Here is a 15,467-nt window from a genome sequence, read left to right as displayed (position 1 = left end):
GGCGGGTGACGCAGCAGTTGTTCGCCGTGGCGGAAGGAATCGGGAAACACCGTGGACGAGATCATCCAAGCTGTGACCGGTGAGGCATCGCCGCAGGACATCGCCGCGCTGCGCCTGCCCGAGTCCTACCGGGGCGCCGTGGTGCGCCGCGAGGACACCGCCATGTTCGACGGGCTGGCCTCCCGTGACAAGGACCCCCGCAAGTCCCTGCACATCGAGCACGTGCCGGTGCCCCAGCCGGCTGCCGGCGAGGCGCTCATCGCGGTCATGGCCTCGTCGGTGAACTACAACACCGTCTGGTCGTCCCTCTTCGAACCCGTGGCGACCTTCGGCTTCCTCCAGCGCTACGCCCGACTGTCCGAGGACACCGCCCGGCACGACCTGCCCTACCACGTCATCGGCTCCGACCTGTCCGGCGTCGTCCTGCGCACCGGTCCGGGCGTGAACCGGTGGAGGGTGGGCGACCGGGTGGTGGCCCACTGCCTGTCCGTGGAACTGGAGTCGGCCGACGGCCACAACGACACGATGCTCGACCCCGAGCAGCGCATCTGGGGCTTCGAGACCAACTTCGGCGGCCTCGCGGAGATCGCCCTGGTGAAGTCCAACCAGCTGATGCCCAAACCCGCCCATCTGACCTGGGAGGAGGCCGCCGCCCCCGGCCTGGTCAACTCCACCGCCTACCGGCAGCTGGTCTCGCGCAACGGCGCCGGCATGAAGCAGGGCGACAACGTCCTGATCTGGGGCGCGAGCGGCGGACTGGGCTCCTACGCAACGCAGTTGGCTCTGGCCGGGGGCGCCAACCCGATCTGTGTCGTCTCCAGTGAGCAGAAGGCGGACATCTGCCGCTCGATGGGCGCCGAGGCCGTCATCGACCGCACCGCCGAGGGCTACACGTTCTGGAAGGACGAGGACACCCAGGACCCCAGGGAGTGGAAGCGCTTCGGCAAGCGCATCCGCGAACTGACCGGCGGCGAGGACGTGGACATCGTCTTCGAGCACCCGGGCCGGGAGACCTTCGGCGCGTCCGTCTACGTCACGCGCAAGGGCGGCACCATCACCACCTGCGCCTCGACCTCGGGCTACATGCACGAGTACGACAACCGCTACCTGTGGATGTCGCTGAAGCGCATCATCGGCTCGCACTTCGCCAACTACCGCGAGGCCTGGGAGGCCAACCGGCTCATCGCGAAGGGCAAGATCCACCCCACGCTGTCCAAGGTGTACCCCCTTGAGGACACCGGCCAGGCCGCCTACGACGTGCACCGCAACCTGCACCAGGGCAAGGTCGGCGTGCTCTGCCTCGCCCCCCGGGAAGGCCTCGGCGTGAGCGATCCCGCACTGCGCGCCCGCCACCTGACGGCCATCAACCGCTTCCGCCAGGACCAGGATCAGGAACCCACGCCATGACGACACCCACACCCACCCCTGCGCCCCCCTCCGCGACCGCGCCGGTGATCGGCGTCGTCGGCCTCGGCTCGATCGGCGAAGCGCTGCTGCGCGCACTGCACGCCACCGGCCACCGGGTCATCGGCGTCGACACCGACCTGGACGTCCTCACCCGGCTGACCCGGCGCCTGAAAGCGGCCGTCACCGCCGGCGGACCCGAGCCCGTCCTGGGCGACGACTACGGCCTGCTGCGCGGGAGCGACCTGGTCGTCGAAGCCGTCCCCGAGGACTGGGACGCGAAGACGAAGGCTCTCGGCCGCGTCCACGAGGTCTGCCCGCCCGGCACCCCCCTGGTCACCACCACCGCCACGCTCCCCCTGGCCCGGCTCGCCATCGCCTCGGGCCGCCCCGCCGACCTCGCAGCACTGCGCCTGTTCACCCCACCCGCGGCCGGCTCCCCCGCCGAGCCCGTCCACACCGCGCTCACCTCCCCCGAAGCCGCTCGCGCCGCGCATCAGGTCGTCGAGGCCGCCCGGCTCACAGCCGTCCAGGTGGGCACCCAGGCCGCCGTCGACGCCACCGCCCTCGTGCTGAACCTGCTCAACCGCGCCGCCGCGCTCCACGACACCGGCTACGTCTCCCACCACGCCATCGACACCGCGATGCGCCTGGGCTGCGCACTGCCCGCGGGCCCTCTGGAGACCCTGGACGCGATGGGCCTGGACACCGTCCGTGCCGCCCTGACGGACCTGCACCGACACACCGGCGACTCCTCATACGCCCCCGCGCCCGTCCTCACCCGCCTGATCGACGACGGCCGCCTCGGCCGCACGTCAGGTCGCGGCTTCTACACGTACGACGACACCGGGGCACCCCTGCCCGAACACACCGCCACCCCCGACACGCGTGCCGCCCGCACCGTCCACCGGGTCGGTGTCGTCGGCTCCGGCGCCATGGCCCGCGGCATCGCCGAGGTCACCGCCACGGCCGGCCACCCCACCGTGCTCGTCGCCCGCAGTGAGGACAAGGCCCGGGCCGCCCTGGACGGCATCGCCGACTCCCTCGTCCGCGCCGTACGCCGCGGCAGAATCACACCCGCCACCCGCGATCAGGCCCTGGCCTCCCTGCACACCGGCACGGACATCGCCGCACTGGCCGCCTGCGACCTGATCGTCGAGGCCGCCGCCGAGGACCCCCACGTCAAGCGGGACATCTTCACCGCCCTCGGGGAGACGAGTGCCCCCGGCACTCTTCTGGCGACCACCACGTCCAGCCTGTCCGTCGCCGCCTGCGCCGACGCCTCGGGCCGTCCCGCCGACGTCATCGGCCTGCACTTTTTCAACCCCGCGCCCGTCATGCGGCTGGTGGAGATCGCGCACACCCCCCACACCTCCCCCGCCACCCTCGCCACGGCTCACACCTGGTGCGACGCGCTCGGCAAGACCCCCGTGCACTGCCCCGACCGGACCGGCTTCATCGTCAACAGCCTGCTCTTCGGCTACCTCGGCGCCGCCCTGGACCTGCTCGACCGGCGGGGCGCCGACGACCATGTCATCGAGAACACCGACACTGCCGTCCAACGCGCCTACGGCTACCCCATGGGTCCCTTCGCCCTGCTCGACACCATCGGTCTGGACGTCAGTCTGGCCATCCAGCACCGTCTCCACGACCGGTTCCCCGCCACCCACCAGTCCTCGAAGGCCCTGGCCGAACTCGTCACCGCCGGCCTGCTCGGCCGCAAGAACCGCGACGGTCTCCGCACCACCACGCATCGCGTGCCCTAGGGGATGTCTCCTTGGTCGGCTTATGGACGCCACTCCTGTCGGTACTGAGAGTGCTCGGCGTAGGACTGTGCCAGCACTTTCAGCGCATACGCGAGCCCTGCGTGACGTGAATCCGCCGAGTCCATCGCCTGGTAGTCCCTGGCCAGCATGTCGACCAGGTCGAGCATCGGCAGGTGGCTGTCGAGGAGGGCGTCGGCGCCGAAGCGGTGAGCCACCTCGGCATAGGCGTGGTTGTCCTCCATGTTGCGGTCCCGAAGGAACTTCACGAGGTCGTCCATGGGTTGATCTTCGCGCAGAAGCAAGGGCCATCGGGTGGGTTCACCGTGATCAGTTCAGCTGCCAAGCTGGGTCATCTACGGGCCCAGATAAGGACGGCAGCGAGGTGGAGTGCGGCCTGGTAAGCGATGGCGAGCTTGTCCGTCCGCAGGGCCAGACCGCGCCACTGCTTGAGCCGGTTGATGCACTGTTCGACCGCGTTGCGCTGCTTGTACGCCTCAGCGTCGAAGGCCGGCGGGCGACCGCCTGCGCTACCTCGCCGCAGACGGTGACCAACCTGATCGGACGGCTGTGAAATGACAGCACGGATCTCTCGTCGGCGCAGCTGCCCACGGATCGCACGCGACGAATACGCGCGATCCGCCAGGACGGCCTCCGGGCGCGCCCTCGGTCTGCCACGTCCGCTCCGCGGAACGCGGATGCCAGCCATGACGGCCTCGAAGGCCGGTGCGTCACCCGCCTGGCCTGCGGTGACGCGGAGGGCCAGGGGTCGTGCATAGCTGTCGCTGGCGAGATGGACTTTCGTGCTCAGGCCGCCGCGGGAGCGTCCGAGACCGTGATCGTCTGGTTCGGAACGGTCCGCAGCCCCCTTTTCCTGGCTCCGGCGGCATGTTGATGGGCTCGGCAGACGGTGGAGTCCACTGACACGGTCCAGCCGATGTCGTCGCTGTCATCGGCCGCTACCAGGACTGCGGCGAGGATCCGTTCCCAGGTGCCGTCCACGGCCCACCTGATCAGCCGTTTGTGAGCGGTCTGGAACGAACCGAGCTCGTCCGACAGGTCGCGCCAGGGCGAGCAGGTGCGGTACTTTCACGCGATGGCCTCCAGCGTGCGGCGGTGGTCGGCCCATCGCCGCCCACGGACCGGATCGGCCAGCATCAGCGGCTCGATCCGGTCCCACATCGCATCAGTGATCACTAACCGGACAGGCATATCCGATCAACTGATCAGCTCTCAAAGAGACACGCTCTAGCCCTCCCACCGGAGGGACGAGGTGCCGGTGGCGCGGCACGTGGCGGCTTCGGCGGCAGGAGGTGGGGCGGCCGGACGTGCGGTGTCACTGGTCCGCGCAGGTGAGACCGTGTGTTGGTGGAGGGACAGTGCCGCCTCGGGCGTGACGATGGGGCCGGAGCTCACGACGCCGTACCGCGCCGACCGGGCCGCCGGTGCTGCTCCGGACCAGCGGCGTTGTGCACGTGCACCGGCGGCCGGATCCGCACGACCAAGGACGGGCGAACGTGCACGACAATCCCGAGGTGGCCGGCGACGGCCGGGAGGCGCTCCCGGGACACGGGGGCCGCTGGGGCCGCTGGGGCCACTTCCGCGGGACGCCGTGGTGGCCCGCGACCGTGCTGGTGTTCATCCTGGCCGCGGCGGCCGGGCTGTTCGCCTGGTCGTACACGTACGCCATGGCCAATCCGACCCCGCACCAGCTCCCCACGGCCGTCGTCGGGCCGTATCAGCAGGAGCGCGGCCGGGCGTTCCTGACAGGGCTGGGCACGGCACTCAACTCGTCCATGCGCACCCGGACCTACGACTCCCGGGCGGCGGCCCTGGAAGCCGTCGAGGAGCAGCGGGTCTTCGCGATCTTCGAACTGGGCAGGGGCGGGCGGCACGTCCTGCTGGACGTGTCCTCCGCCTCCGGTGCCTCCGTGGCGGAGCTGCTGGCGCAGGCGGCACCGAAGGTGGGGCGGGCGACCGGGGTGTCGGTGACCGTCCGGGACGTCAACCCGCTCCAGGACGGCGACCCGCGCGGTCTGGCCATCTTCTACGTCTCCCTGGCCGCCGTGATCATCGGTTTCGTCGGTGCGATCCAGCTCAGCGTGCACGCCCGCGCGCTCACCCCTGTCGAGCGGATCGCCTTCACCGCCGCCTACGCACTGCTCGGCGGTTTCGCCATCGCGGCGGCCGTGGACTGGCTGCTCGGCGCGCTCGATCTGCCGTTCGTGGAGTCGTGGCTGATCCTGGCCCTGACCATGTTCGCCAGCGGCATGACGTTCACCATGTTCAACACCCTGGTGGGCCGCTGGGCGATGCTCCCGACCTGGGGCGTCATGGTCCTGCTGGGCAACCCCTCCTCGGGCGGTGCTGTCTCGTGGCCGCTGCTGCCGTCCGCGCTGGGCGTCATCGGGCGCTGGCTGCCGCCGGGCGCGTCGGTCAACGCGCAGCACACGGCGGTGTACTTCGCGCGGCACCAGCACGCCTTCCCGTTCCTGGTGCTGACGGGCTGGGCGCTGGTGTCCTGCGCGGTGTTCTGGACCTGGCGGCACCGCCACCCGGGCGGACGGGACCGGGAGCCTGCCGAGGACACGGCACCCGACGGCGGCGGAACCTGACGCCCGTACAGGGACGTCGGAGGGGGGCGGCGCCACCTTCCCGCTGCCGCGACGCACCACCCGCGCTGCCTGCCTACTCGCCCGGGGGCTGCCGGCTCCGGTCCTTGACCGCCTGCTCGATGAGGTGCGCACACGTGGTGAACTCTTCGACCTGGTCAGGTGTCAGGTCGCGTACGGAGATCCGCTCGAGGGAGCGCCACATGTCGGCGATGGGCTTCTGCAGGGCGCGGCCGGTGTCGGTGAGGCGGACCACCATGACCCGCCGGTCATGGGGAGCGGGCTCACGGGTGAGCAACCCCGCCTCCTGCATGCGCCGCAGCGACTTGGAGACGGTGGAGTGGTCGAGGCCGACCCGTTCCAGCAGTTCCGCCTGTGTCAGGCCGTCGTGGTCGAAGAGCTGCATCAGCAGCAGCTCCTGCCCCGGGTGCAGGCCCATGGTGCGCAGCATGGCGGCGGCGTGGGCGCGGTGCGTGCGGGCGAGTTGGAAGATGGCGTAGCTCAGTGGCCCGTCGGCCGCCGCGTGGGGCAATCGCGGTGACGTGGTGTCTGACATGGCTGCTCCCTCATGACACGGGGGTGGGGTGACGGTTCAGTCGACGGTGAGGACGATCTTGCCTCGGCTGTGGCCCGCGTCGCTGGCCTGCTGGGCCTTGGCCGCCTCCGCGAGCGGGTAGGCGGCGCTGATCGTGGTGACCAGTGTGCCGTCCGCGGCCTGCCGGGCGAGTTCGGCGAGACGGGCGGCGGAGCGGCGCTGGGGGCCCACGGCGAAGACGATGCCGAGTTCGGCGGCGCGGAAGTCGGCGGTGGTGACGATCCGGTCGGTGCCACCGCGCAGGGTGATGGAGTCCTCCAGCGCGCCCTTGCCGGCGGCGTCGAACACCGCGTCCACCCCTTCGGGGGCGATGTCACGGACCCGCTCGACCAGGTGGTCGCCGTAGACCAGCGCGGTCGCGCCGAGCGAGGCGACGTACTCCTGGTTGGCGGGTCCGGCGGTGCCGATGACACGGGCGCCGCGGGCGACGGCCAGCTGGACGGCGATGGTGCCGAGCGCGCCGGATGCGCCATGGATCAGCAGCGTCTCACCGGAACCGACGTCGAGCAGGTCCAGCACCCGTTCCGCGCCGTCACTGGCCACCGGCAGGGCGGCGGCGTGCTTCCAGTCCAGACCGGCCGGCTTGGGCGCCAGGACGGCGGCGGACGCCAGGGCGTACTCCGCGTAGGAGCCCGTGTCGGACCAGCCCAGCAACTCGTCCCCCGCCTTCAGGTGCTCGACGCCCTCGCCCACCGCGTCGACCACACCGGCGATCTCCCCGCCGGGCACGGCGGGCAGCGTGGTCGGGAAGATGGCCTCCATGCCGCCGGAGCGGATCTTGCCGTCCACCGGGTTGACCCCGACAGCGCGCACCCGCACGCGGACCTGGCCGGGGCCGGGCCGGGGGGTGTCGATCTCCGCCTCGTGCAGGACCTCGGTGCCGCCGAACGTGTCGAAAACGATGGCCTTCATGACTGCTCTCCTTCACGGGAAGCCGCGCCGGCCACATTCTGTGGCCGACCACATAAACGTAGCACCGTTTATGTGGCCAGCCAAGTATTTTCCGCGAGGGCTCACCAGCCGGTCTCGCCGTCCCACTCCGGCGACGGCAGGGGATCGGTGACCCAGCCCGCCGTCAGCACCAGTCCCGTGTGACGATGCACGGCGAGGAAGCCGAAGGGCCGGTCGAAGGCGGCGAGGATCCGGGTGGTGACGTAGCGAAGGGCGGGAAGGCCCCCGCCGGCCTCGCCGAACGCCGTCACCGCCGCGGCCTCGAAGCCCGACGCGTTGAACCTCGCCATCGTGCTCTGCTGGGCCGACTCCACGGCGAGCGGGAAGTCGCTGATGCCGGGGAAGTGCCCGCGCGAGGTGTCCCGCGCCGTCGTGAGCCCGAACAACCGGTGCAGCTCCAGCAGGTCGTGGCGCGCACTCATGTCGTACGCCACGGTCGTCACCTCCAGCGACGGCGGCTCCGGCCGCGCGCAGCGCACCTTCTCGACCGTCAGGCCCGGACCCACGGACCCCAGGGGCAACTGCGGCCCCCGCACGACCGCGTACCGGCGGGCGAGCATGTCGACCCCGGCGCGCAGCACCTGCCCCGGCCGCATGGCCTCTTCACCGAGCAGCAGATGCACGTCCAGGGCGTTGTTCCCCAGCACCCTCAGCTCGGTGACGTGCCCGCCGGGTGTGTCCGCCACTCCGACCCGGTCGAGCACGGCGCTGGTGCGCCGCAGCGCCAGCCGCGGCGTGGTGGCCCAGGGCTCGTACGCCGTTTCCAGTTCCGTTTCGTCGAACGGGCTCAGCCACCGCGTACGCAGGGTCAGTGCGCTCGCCAGCACCAGCTGTGTGTCTTCGGTCAACCCGACCGGCATGCGGTCGATCAGGCCACCGGTCCGCTTCACCGTCCAGGCGTCCAGAGCCAGTCGATCGACGCCGAGGTCGCCGGTGAGCACCCCGTGAGCGTCGGCCGGAAGGCTGTCCTCCCAGGGGGCCTTCAACTCCAGCGTGCGCCGCGTCCACAGCCCCACAGCCGTCTCCAGCCCCCGTATGGCGCCCATCGCCGCCAGCAACTCGCGTGCGGCGGCCGGGGCCTGTCCGGCGTCCAGTCCCAGCGCCTCGGACAGCTCCGCCCGTGCCCGGCCCTCCGCCCCGTCGGCCAGGTGAGCCAGCAGCGGCCACACCCCCGCCGCCGAGAACACCGTGCCGCCGTCCGAGACATCGGCCCACCGCGCGGTCAGCCCGTTCACCGCGCGGACCGTGGTCGCGAGTCCCATGCCACCCCCCTCATCCCTGCGCCCACGACGTTCAGCGCAGCACCTTCAGTATCGCCAGGGCGAGGCGCTCCGCCGTCTCCTGGACGTCTCCGCCCGGTAGGACGAGGTGGCTGAGGGTCATCCGCACCGCGATGTCCGCGGCGACGCCGACGAGCGCCTCGTCCTGTACGGGGAAACGCTCCCTGAGCCAGGCGCGCAGCAGGTCCTGCGCCACGTCGAAGACCGGGTCGGCGCGTGCGGTGAGGTACGGCAGCAGGCTGTCGGAGCCCTCCCGCGCGGCCAGGACGACGGCCCGCACCAGGGGGTTGCGGTGGGCCTCGGTGAGGACGAAGCGGATCGCCGCTTCCAGCGCGGCGCGGGTGTCCGGGAGCCCCGGCCGGAGGACCGCTGCCACGCTGTCCAGGAACGCCTGGGTCTCCCTGACGACGAGGGCACGACCGAGACCGGCCCTGTTGCCGAACTCCTTGTAGACGGACGGACGGGACACCTCCGCCGCGGCGGCGACAGCCGACAGGCTCACCCCGTCCCAGCCCGAGTCGCACGTCAGGTCGCGTGCGGCGTCCAGGACCCGTTGCCTCATCTCCTTGCGCCAGGCGACCCGCGGCGGATCGGGCGCCGGCGTTCCGCTGTCGTGGGGTGTCGTCGCGTGTCCGTGTGCCGCCATGGCCCGAGTCTGTCAGGGCCGCCGGGGCGGGTGCGGCGCGGCGCCGGGCATCTGACGGGCAGTCAGAACGTTGACACCGTGACCTCCCTTGTCAGTGGTCCGGCCGCTTGGCACGCTCGGTGCTCCCCCCAAGGAGGTGCGCCCCCGCCGGCCCGCGGGAAGGCGGGGGCGCACCGTGCTCACCAGGAGGTGTCGTGCCGCATCGTCGGGGACAAGAGGTCCAGCGGTGGCGTGATCCGAAGCGGTATCTGTGGCTGCTCGCCCTTGCCGTGCCCACGTTGCCGTTCCAGGCGGGCGGTCTGGTCGCCCTGACCGGCGTCGGGGCGCTGTGGTGGTGGGGGCCGGTCTTCGCCTTCGTCCTGCTGCCGGTGATCGACCACCTCACGGGCAGGGACAGCGCCAATCCGCCCGAGGAGGTCATGAAGGCTCTGGAGGCCGACCGGTACTACCGCTGGTGCACGTTCCTCTATCTGCCGTTGCAGTTCGGTGCCCTCGTCTGGGCCTGCGGGCGGTGGGCCGGGGGTGGACTGTCGGTGGCGGAGTGCCTCGGGCTGGCCGCGACCACCGGGGTCGTGGCCGGGGTGGCGATCAACACCGCCCACGAGCTGGGCCACAAGCGGGAGCGGCTGGAACGGCGGCTGAGCCGCATGGCGTTGGCGCAGAGCGGCTACGGGCACTTCTACGTCGAACACAACCACGGCCATCACATCCGGGTCGCCACGCCCGAGGACCCGGCGAGTTCGAGGATGGGCGAGAGCTTCTGGCGCTTCCTGCCGCGGGCGGTGGCGGGAAGCCTGCGTTCGGCCTGGATCCTGGAGAGCCGACGGCTCCAGCGCCGCAACCGACGACGCTGGAGCCTCCACAACGACGTCCTCACGTCCTGGGCGCTGACCGTGGCGCTGTTCGCCGGGCTGACCATGTCCTTCGGCTGGACCGTCCTGCCGTACCTGCTTCTCCAGGCGGTACTCGGCTTCGGCCTCCTGGAGACCGTCAACTACCTGGAGCACTACGGGCTGTTGCGCCAACGCCGCCCGGACGGCCGCTACGAACGCGTCTCGCCCCGTCACAGCTGGAACAGCAACAACACGGTGAGCAACCTGTTCCTCTTCCAGTTGCAGCGCCACTCCGACCACCACGCCAATCCGTTGCGGCGCTACCAGACGCTGAGGCACTTCGAGGAGGCGCCCCAACTGCCCTCCGGCTACACGACGATGATCGTCGTGGCGTGGTTCCCACCGCTGTGGCGCCGCATCATGGACCCCCGGCTGCACCGGCACTACGCCGGCGACCTGTCCAAGGCGAACGTCCGCCCCTCCCCCGGCCTGCCGAACACGGCCCGGACCGCCTAGGGGCGGTCAGTTGCCGATGCCGTGGGCGAGGAGGCTTTCGGCGGTGTCCGCGATCGTGTCCTCGATGGGGCGCGCGCTCCAGCCGAGGAGCTTCTCCGCCTTGGCGCCGGAGGCGTCGAGGTCGCGGCCGAGTTGGTGCCTGAGCAGGCGCAGTTCGGGGTTCACGGCGGCGAGGCCCCGGGTGAGCCAGACGGGCAGCTCGCGCCTGGGCACGTGTGCGGCGCGTTCGCCGAGGCGCTCGTGCAGGATGCGGGCGATGTCGACCACGCGAAGGCTCGGTCCCGCGACCGCGAGGAAGCGTTCACCGGCGGCGGCCGGGTCGGTCATGGCGCGCAGATGCAGGTCGGCGACGTCGCGGACGTCGACGTAGCCCATGCCGAAGGGCGGGCAGGCGGGCATCTTCCCTTCGAGCATCCGGCGCACCAGACGCAGGGAGGGCGGGTCGTCCGAGCCGAGGAGGGGCCCGAAGACGCCCACGGGGTGTACGGCGGCCAGCTCCATGCCTCCGCCCTCCTCGGCGATGAACTGCCAGGCGGCCCGCTCGGCGAGGGTCTTGGACCGCTGGTAGGGCGGGATGTCGGCGTCGACGTCGGTCCAGTCCTCCTCCGTGAACGGGGTCGAGCGCGGCGGGTGCCCGATACCGACGGCGCCGAAGGCGCTGGTCAGAACGGTGCGGCGGACGCCGGCGTCGCGTGCGGCACGCAGGACCCGCAGAACCCCCTCCCGGGCCGGGACGACCAGGTCGTCGTCGGTGGCGGGGGTGTGGCGCAGGGTGGGTGAGGCGACGTGGAGGACGTGCTCGCAGTCGGCGACGGCGGCGTCCCACCCGTCGGCCTGCTGGAGGTCGGCGCGTACGGCGGTGAGGCGGTCGTCGTCGAAGGGGGCCGCTCCGTGCAGCCAGGAGCGCAGGGCCGGCTCGCGGCGTAGGTCACGGACGGTGGTGCGGACGGTGTGGCCGGCGTCGAGCAGGGCCAGGATGCACCAGCTGCCGATGAAGCCGGTTCCTCCCGTGACCAGTACCCGTGTCATGTGTCTCTCCTCAACTGGTGGTGCGTGCGCGGCGGATGGTGGGTGGGGGTGCGACGGGGTGGGGTGGGGCGGCGGCCACGGCGCTTCCAAGGAGGGCGTGGCCGATCATGATCGGGTAGATGACGGCGCGTTCGAGCATGCCGATGTTCCACATCCAGCCGGTGAGGGCGTCGGCCATGAAGAGCGGGAAGGCGATCAGCCCGGCGGCGCCGAGGGCGATGCTCGCGAGCGACCGGCGCCTGCTCAGCCCGATGCGCGCGCCGCCGGCTCCGGCGACGATCGCCATGACGTTGCCGGCGAGCATGACCGTCTGCGCCCCGAGGGTGTGGAAGACGATCAGGCCGTTGTCGACGTTGGCGTCGGAGCCCTGGAAGACGCCGACGAGGCAGACCCCCGCGCCGGCGAGGACGGCGAGCGCCACGAGGGCGATCGGACGGGCGCCCCTGCGCAGGTCGAAGACGAGGAACGCGCCGGCGATCAGGAGGATGCCGTAGACGAGCCAGCCGGTGTCCATGAGGGCGCCGAGCGGCGAGTGGGCGCGTTGCCCGAAGGCGGTCTGCGGCGGTCCGGTGAGGCCGAGGTGGCTGACCCAGTTGCGGAACGGCGAGTACGGCGGGTCCCGCCATGCGGCGGCGGTGGCGAACTCGGCCGACCAGGACACCAGCGGGCCCAGCAGGATGAGCAGGCCGCCGGCCCGGGCGGACGGCCCGGAGCGGACGACGGGGTTCATCGCAGGGACATGCCGGGTACGCGCCGGCGGATGGCCTCGAGTTCGGCTTCGTCCGAGACGCCCTGCCAGTCGTGGCGCGGGGTGTACGGAGCTTCCAGGGCGCGGACCTCGTCGTCGGTGAGTGCGATGTCGAGGGAGGCGACGGCCTCGTCGATCTGCCGGACGGAGCCCGCGCCGACCAGGGGTGCGGTGACGACGGGCCGGCTGCGCAGCCAGGCGAGCGCGATCTGTGCGCGGCTCACGCCGTGCGCCTGTGCCACCTGACCGACCGCGTCGATGATCGCCTTGTTGGATGCCTCCTGCGCGGGCGAGTAGAGCAGGTCGGCGTAGGCGCCGTCCGTCTCGGAGCGGCTGGTCGAGCGGGCGTCGTCCCAGGCACGGGCGAGGCGGCCGCGGGCCAGCGGGGACCAGACGAGGGTGCCGACGCCTTCGTCCAGGCAGAGGGGGATCATCTCCCGCTCCTCCTCGCGGGCGAGGAGGTTGTAGTGGTCCTGCATCGACACGAACCGCGCCCAGCCGTTCTGCCTCTGCAGGTGGAGGGCCTTGGCGAACTCCCATGCGTGCATGGACGAGGCGCCCAGGTAGCGGACCTTGCCCGCCTTCACCAGGTCGCTCAGAGCCTCGAGTGTCTCCTCCCACGGGGTGGAGTGGTCGTTGCGGTGGATCTGGTAGAGGTCGATGTAGTCCGTGCCGAGTCGGCGCAGGGAGTGCTCGACCTCGGTCATGATCGCCTTGCGCGACAGGCCTCGTCCGTTCGGCCCGAGCCGTATCGGGTGACGCAGCTTGGTGGCGATCACCACGGCGTCGCGGTCGGCGTACGCGCCGAGCGCGCGGCCGAGGATCTCCTCGCTGGAGCCGTTGGAGTACATGTTCGCGGTGTCGAAGAAGTTGATCCCCGCCTCGAGCGCGTGCCTGATGAGCGGCCGGGCCTCTTCCTCGCCCTTCGACCAGACGGGGTGCCCGCGGTCGGGGTCGCCGTAGGTCATGGCGCCGATGGCGATGGGTGACACGTCGAGGCCGGTGGTGCCGAGCTTGATGTAGTGCATGACGCCCCTCTAAAGTAAGTGGAGAGCTCTCCGAATACCGTAGTGGAGAGCTCTCCACTTAGCAAGGGGAGGTCTCGTGGTCCGTTCGGACGCCCGTGAGAACAGGGCGCGCATCCTCGCTGCCGCACGCGAGGCGCTGTCCGAGGACGGCAGCACGTCGATGAACCAGATCGCCCAGCGGGCCGGGGTCGGCCCGGGCACCCTGTACCGCAACTTCCCCACCCGCGAGGCGCTGGTGCTGGCCGTCTACCAGGACGAGGTCACCCGCATCGTCGGCGCCGTGCCCGATCTCCTGGCGCAGATGCCGCCGCTGGACGCGCTGCGCACCTGGACGCTCGACCTGGTCGAGGCCATGCGCAGGAAGCACGGCCTCGGCGATGCCCTCGGGCCGGGCGCGCACCAGGCGATCAGCGAGCAGAGCTACGGCCCGGTGATCGCCGCGATCTCCGAGCTCCTCGACGCCGGGAAGAAGGACGCGAGCATCCGGACCGACGCCGACCCCGGTGACTTCCTCCAGCTCACCGGCGCTCTGTGGCGCGCCGCCTCCGCCCCCGAGGACCGGGCTCCCCGCATGCTCGCGCTCATCCTCGACGGCCTGCGAGCAGAGTCGCAGCACTGACGAGCGGTTCCGGCAGCGGCCGGTCGGCGCCGACGGCGCGGGGGTGCTCGGCGAGTCCGGGCGAGAAGTTCCCGCGGCAGCGCCCCGCACGGGACGGGAGCCGTGCGGGGCGGGTGCCGTGCGGGGCAGGTGCCGTGCGGGGGCGGGGGGTGCGGGGCGGGGCCGGTCGCGCACCATGGGGACGCGGGCGGGCCGGTCAGAGACCCAGAGGGCCCGTCTCCGTGATGCTCGCCCAGTCGTTCTCCGGGTTCGCCCAGAAGGAGATCTTCAGATAGCGGACGTCCAGAGGTCCGGTGGTGAACAGGACGGTCTCGGGCGCGGTGGTCGTCCCCGAACTGCGGCCTTCCCACACCTTGGTGTACGAGACGCCGTCCTGCGAGGCGTGGATGGTGTAGTCGTTCCACCGCAGGTCGCCGCGGTGCCAGGCCACCGTCGCGCCGCACAGGTGGCGTTGCGTGCCGGTGTCCAGGATCAGTGCCGCGCCGAAGCCCTGGCCGGACCAGCGGGTCGTCAGGTCACCGTCGACGGCCTGGGCGGGCGGGTTCGCCGGTTCGTGGGTGGTGGCGGTCGCCGCCGTCACCGGTACGGCCCGGGCGCAGGTCCGCTGCGGTGCGACGTCCTTGTGCACGGCCCGCTCGTCGCCCAGGCGCAGGGCGTCGTAGTGCAGCACGCGCTGGGTGGTGCTGGACGGGGCTCCGGTGTTCCAGTCCCACTTGTAGATGCCGAACTTGAAGTAGGGCGAGCGCGGGCCGCCGTCGTGGGTGGCGCCGGTGCGGTTCACGACCCGTTCGCCGTTCTTCCAGACCTGGAGCACGCCGCTGCTGTCGGTGCGCCAGGTGACGTGGAAGACCCAGTCCACCCAGACTCCGGTGCTGTACGCCCCCAGATCGAGGAACTGGCCGCGGAAGTCGATCTTCCAGCGCCCTTCGTCGGTCAGGAGCGCCAGGGGCGGCGAGCCGCCCGGGCAGCCGACGTCGCACTGGTGCCACTGGCTCACGATCTCGGCCGAGGTGTCATAGGCCCAGCTCGACGCCAGGTTGATGCTGAAGCCGTACCAGCGCTCGGCGTTCGCCGGCTGCTCGTCGCGCTGCGATATCTCCGCGCGTTTGCTGCCGGAGACGACCGGGTCGGTCTTGCGCAGCTCGAAACGGGCACCGTGGGAGCCGTCGCGTGTAGGGCCGGTGACGTTGGTGGCGCCGTACGAAGTGCCCCACTGCTTCAGAAAGTTGGGCGGCGCGGTGGTGGGGAGCGTGCGGTCGGCCGCCTGTTCCCAGTCGAGGGTGCGCAGGACTCCCGCGGGGTCGGCCGCCGCGGGCTGCGCGGGCGACAACGCCAGTGTCGCGGTCAGCACGGACATGACGACGGCCAGGAGCCAGGCTCTCGGGCGTGATCGTTGCATGGTGCGACTCCTCTCGGGGACGCTGAGCGGACGGCCGCGGATGC

14 protein-coding genes and 1 pseudogene are annotated in these 15,467 nt (G+C 71.5%); 5 read left to right on the top strand and 10 right to left on the bottom strand.

Annotated elements, in window-relative coordinates:
* Nucleotides 1-51 precede the first annotated feature (51 nt).
* Together ccrA and ACZ6ZN_RS18975 are read left to right on the top strand one after the other, a co-directional pair.
* The gene (gene ccrA, locus ACZ6ZN_RS18980; RefSeq protein WP_469647622.1) at nt 52-1,407 is read left to right on the top strand and encodes a crotonyl-CoA carboxylase/reductase; all 1,356 of its coding nucleotides are present in this window, start codon (nt 52-54) and stop codon (nt 1,405-1,407) included.
* Nucleotides 1,404-3,170 (top strand): 3-hydroxyacyl-CoA dehydrogenase family protein, encoded by a 1,767-nt coding sequence (locus tag ACZ6ZN_RS18975; RefSeq protein WP_469647619.1) that lies wholly within the window; start codon nt 1,404-1,406, stop codon nt 3,168-3,170. Before ccrA ends, ACZ6ZN_RS18975 begins: the two co-directional genes overlap by 4 nt.
* A gap of 20 nt (nt 3,171-3,190) precedes the next feature.
* On the opposite strand, the gene ACZ6ZN_RS18970 is transcribed toward ACZ6ZN_RS18975, so the two are convergent.
* Both ACZ6ZN_RS18970 and ACZ6ZN_RS18965 read right to left on the bottom strand, forming a co-directional pair.
* The gene (locus tag ACZ6ZN_RS18970; RefSeq protein ID WP_469647617.1) at nt 3,191-3,448 is read right to left on the bottom strand and encodes a DUF6221 family protein; all 258 of its coding nucleotides are present in this window, start codon (nt 3,446-3,448) and stop codon (nt 3,191-3,193) included.
* A gap of 71 nt (nt 3,449-3,519) precedes the next feature.
* Nucleotides 3,520-4,379: pseudogene (locus ACZ6ZN_RS18965) on the bottom strand (IS5 family transposase).
* Between the two features lie 323 nt (nt 4,380-4,702).
* Here ACZ6ZN_RS18965 and ACZ6ZN_RS18960 point away from each other — a divergent pair.
* A complete protein-coding gene (locus ACZ6ZN_RS18960; RefSeq protein ID WP_469648042.1) occupies nt 4,703-5,782 on the top strand; it encodes an ABC-2 transporter permease in 1,080 nt (359 codons plus the stop codon).
* 73 nt (nt 5,783-5,855) lie between these two features.
* Here ACZ6ZN_RS18960 and ACZ6ZN_RS18955 read toward each other — a convergent pair whose 3' ends face one another.
* The 4 genes from ACZ6ZN_RS18955 to ACZ6ZN_RS18940 form a co-directional block, all read right to left on the bottom strand.
* Nucleotides 5,856-6,335 carry a MarR family winged helix-turn-helix transcriptional regulator gene (locus ACZ6ZN_RS18955; protein WP_469647615.1) on the bottom strand — a complete coding sequence of 160 codons (480 nt, stop codon included), beginning with the start codon at nt 6,333-6,335 and terminating at the stop codon, nt 5,856-5,858.
* Nucleotides 6,336-6,371: 36 nt separating this feature from the next.
* Complete coding sequence (locus ACZ6ZN_RS18950; protein WP_469647612.1) at nt 6,372-7,286, bottom strand: NADP-dependent oxidoreductase; 915 nt, start codon at nt 7,284-7,286, stop codon at nt 6,372-6,374.
* Between the two features lie 101 nt (nt 7,287-7,387).
* Nucleotides 7,388-8,587, bottom strand: coding sequence for a serpin family protein (locus ACZ6ZN_RS18945; protein WP_469647609.1), 1,200 nt, complete (start codon nt 8,585-8,587; stop codon nt 7,388-7,390).
* Between the two features lie 31 nt (nt 8,588-8,618).
* The gene (locus ACZ6ZN_RS18940) at nt 8,619-9,251 is read right to left on the bottom strand and encodes a TetR/AcrR family transcriptional regulator (protein WP_469647607.1); all 633 of its coding nucleotides are present in this window, start codon (nt 9,249-9,251) and stop codon (nt 8,619-8,621) included.
* A 194-nt stretch (nt 9,252-9,445) separates the two neighbouring features.
* On the opposite strand from ACZ6ZN_RS18940, the gene ACZ6ZN_RS18935 reads away from it, so the two are divergent.
* Nucleotides 9,446-10,600, top strand: a complete 1,155-nt coding sequence (locus tag ACZ6ZN_RS18935; protein ID WP_469647604.1) for an alkane 1-monooxygenase — start codon at nt 9,446-9,448, stop codon at nt 10,598-10,600.
* A gap of 6 nt (nt 10,601-10,606) precedes the next feature.
* Here ACZ6ZN_RS18935 and ACZ6ZN_RS18930 read toward each other — a convergent pair whose 3' ends face one another.
* Genes ACZ6ZN_RS18930 through ACZ6ZN_RS18920 form a run of 3 tightly spaced genes read right to left on the bottom strand, consistent with a single transcriptional unit; the run spans nt 10,607 to nt 13,405 of the window.
* Nucleotides 10,607-11,629: an SDR family oxidoreductase gene (locus tag ACZ6ZN_RS18930; protein WP_469647601.1), complete on the bottom strand. Its 1,023-nt coding sequence runs from the start codon at nt 11,627-11,629 to the stop codon at nt 10,607-10,609.
* Between the two features lie 10 nt (nt 11,630-11,639).
* Nucleotides 11,640-12,359, bottom strand: a complete 720-nt coding sequence (locus ACZ6ZN_RS18925) for a DUF998 domain-containing protein (RefSeq protein ID WP_469647598.1) — start codon at nt 12,357-12,359, stop codon at nt 11,640-11,642.
* Entirely contained in the window at nt 12,356-13,405 is a 1,050-nt protein-coding gene (locus ACZ6ZN_RS18920) for an aldo/keto reductase (RefSeq protein ID WP_469647596.1), read from the bottom strand. The genes ACZ6ZN_RS18925 and ACZ6ZN_RS18920 overlap by 4 nt, the downstream gene beginning before the upstream one ends.
* Before the next feature lie 76 nt (nt 13,406-13,481).
* Between ACZ6ZN_RS18920 and ACZ6ZN_RS18915 the strand changes: the two genes are divergently transcribed.
* A complete protein-coding gene (locus tag ACZ6ZN_RS18915; RefSeq protein ID WP_469647594.1) occupies nt 13,482-14,024 on the top strand; it encodes a TetR/AcrR family transcriptional regulator in 543 nt (180 codons plus the stop codon).
* Between the two features lie 196 nt (nt 14,025-14,220).
* Here the strand turns inward: ACZ6ZN_RS18915 and ACZ6ZN_RS18910 are convergent, their stop codons facing one another.
* Nucleotides 14,221-15,423 (bottom strand): heparin lyase I family protein, encoded by a 1,203-nt coding sequence (locus ACZ6ZN_RS18910; RefSeq protein ID WP_469647592.1) that lies wholly within the window; start codon nt 15,421-15,423, stop codon nt 14,221-14,223.
* Nucleotides 15,424-15,467 lie beyond the last annotated feature (44 nt).

The organism is Streptomyces sp. NPDC053665 (assembly GCF_055585285.1).
Note: the sequence above shows the minus strand (reverse complement) of the source record. Positions and strands in the feature narration are given on the sequence as shown.

Coding starts and splice junctions, on each gene's coding strand:
- ACZ6ZN_RS18940 (WP_469647607.1), bottom strand. CDS start 9,251: ATGGCGGCACACGGACACGCGACGACACCCCACGACAGCGGAACGCCG.
- ACZ6ZN_RS18925 (WP_469647598.1), bottom strand. CDS start 12,359: ATGAACCCCGTCGTCCGCTCCGGGCCGTCCGCCCGGGCCGGCGGCCTG.
- ACZ6ZN_RS18950 (WP_469647612.1), bottom strand. CDS start 7,286: ATGAAGGCCATCGTTTTCGACACGTTCGGCGGCACCGAGGTCCTGCAC.
- ACZ6ZN_RS18955 (WP_469647615.1), bottom strand. CDS start 6,335: ATGTCAGACACCACGTCACCGCGATTGCCCCACGCGGCGGCCGACGGG.
- ACZ6ZN_RS18910 (WP_469647592.1), bottom strand. CDS start 15,423: ATGCAACGATCACGCCCGAGAGCCTGGCTCCTGGCCGTCGTCATGTCC.
- ACZ6ZN_RS18945 (WP_469647609.1), bottom strand. CDS start 8,587: ATGGGACTCGCGACCACGGTCCGCGCGGTGAACGGGCTGACCGCGCGG.
- ACZ6ZN_RS18970 (WP_469647617.1), bottom strand. CDS start 3,448: ATGGACGACCTCGTGAAGTTCCTTCGGGACCGCAACATGGAGGACAAC.
- ACZ6ZN_RS18920 (WP_469647596.1), bottom strand. CDS start 13,405: ATGCACTACATCAAGCTCGGCACCACCGGCCTCGACGTGTCACCCATC.
- ACZ6ZN_RS18975 (WP_469647619.1), top strand. CDS start 1,404: ATGACGACACCCACACCCACCCCTGCGCCCCCCTCCGCGACCGCGCCG.
- ACZ6ZN_RS18930 (WP_469647601.1), bottom strand. CDS start 11,629: ATGACACGGGTACTGGTCACGGGAGGAACCGGCTTCATCGGCAGCTGG.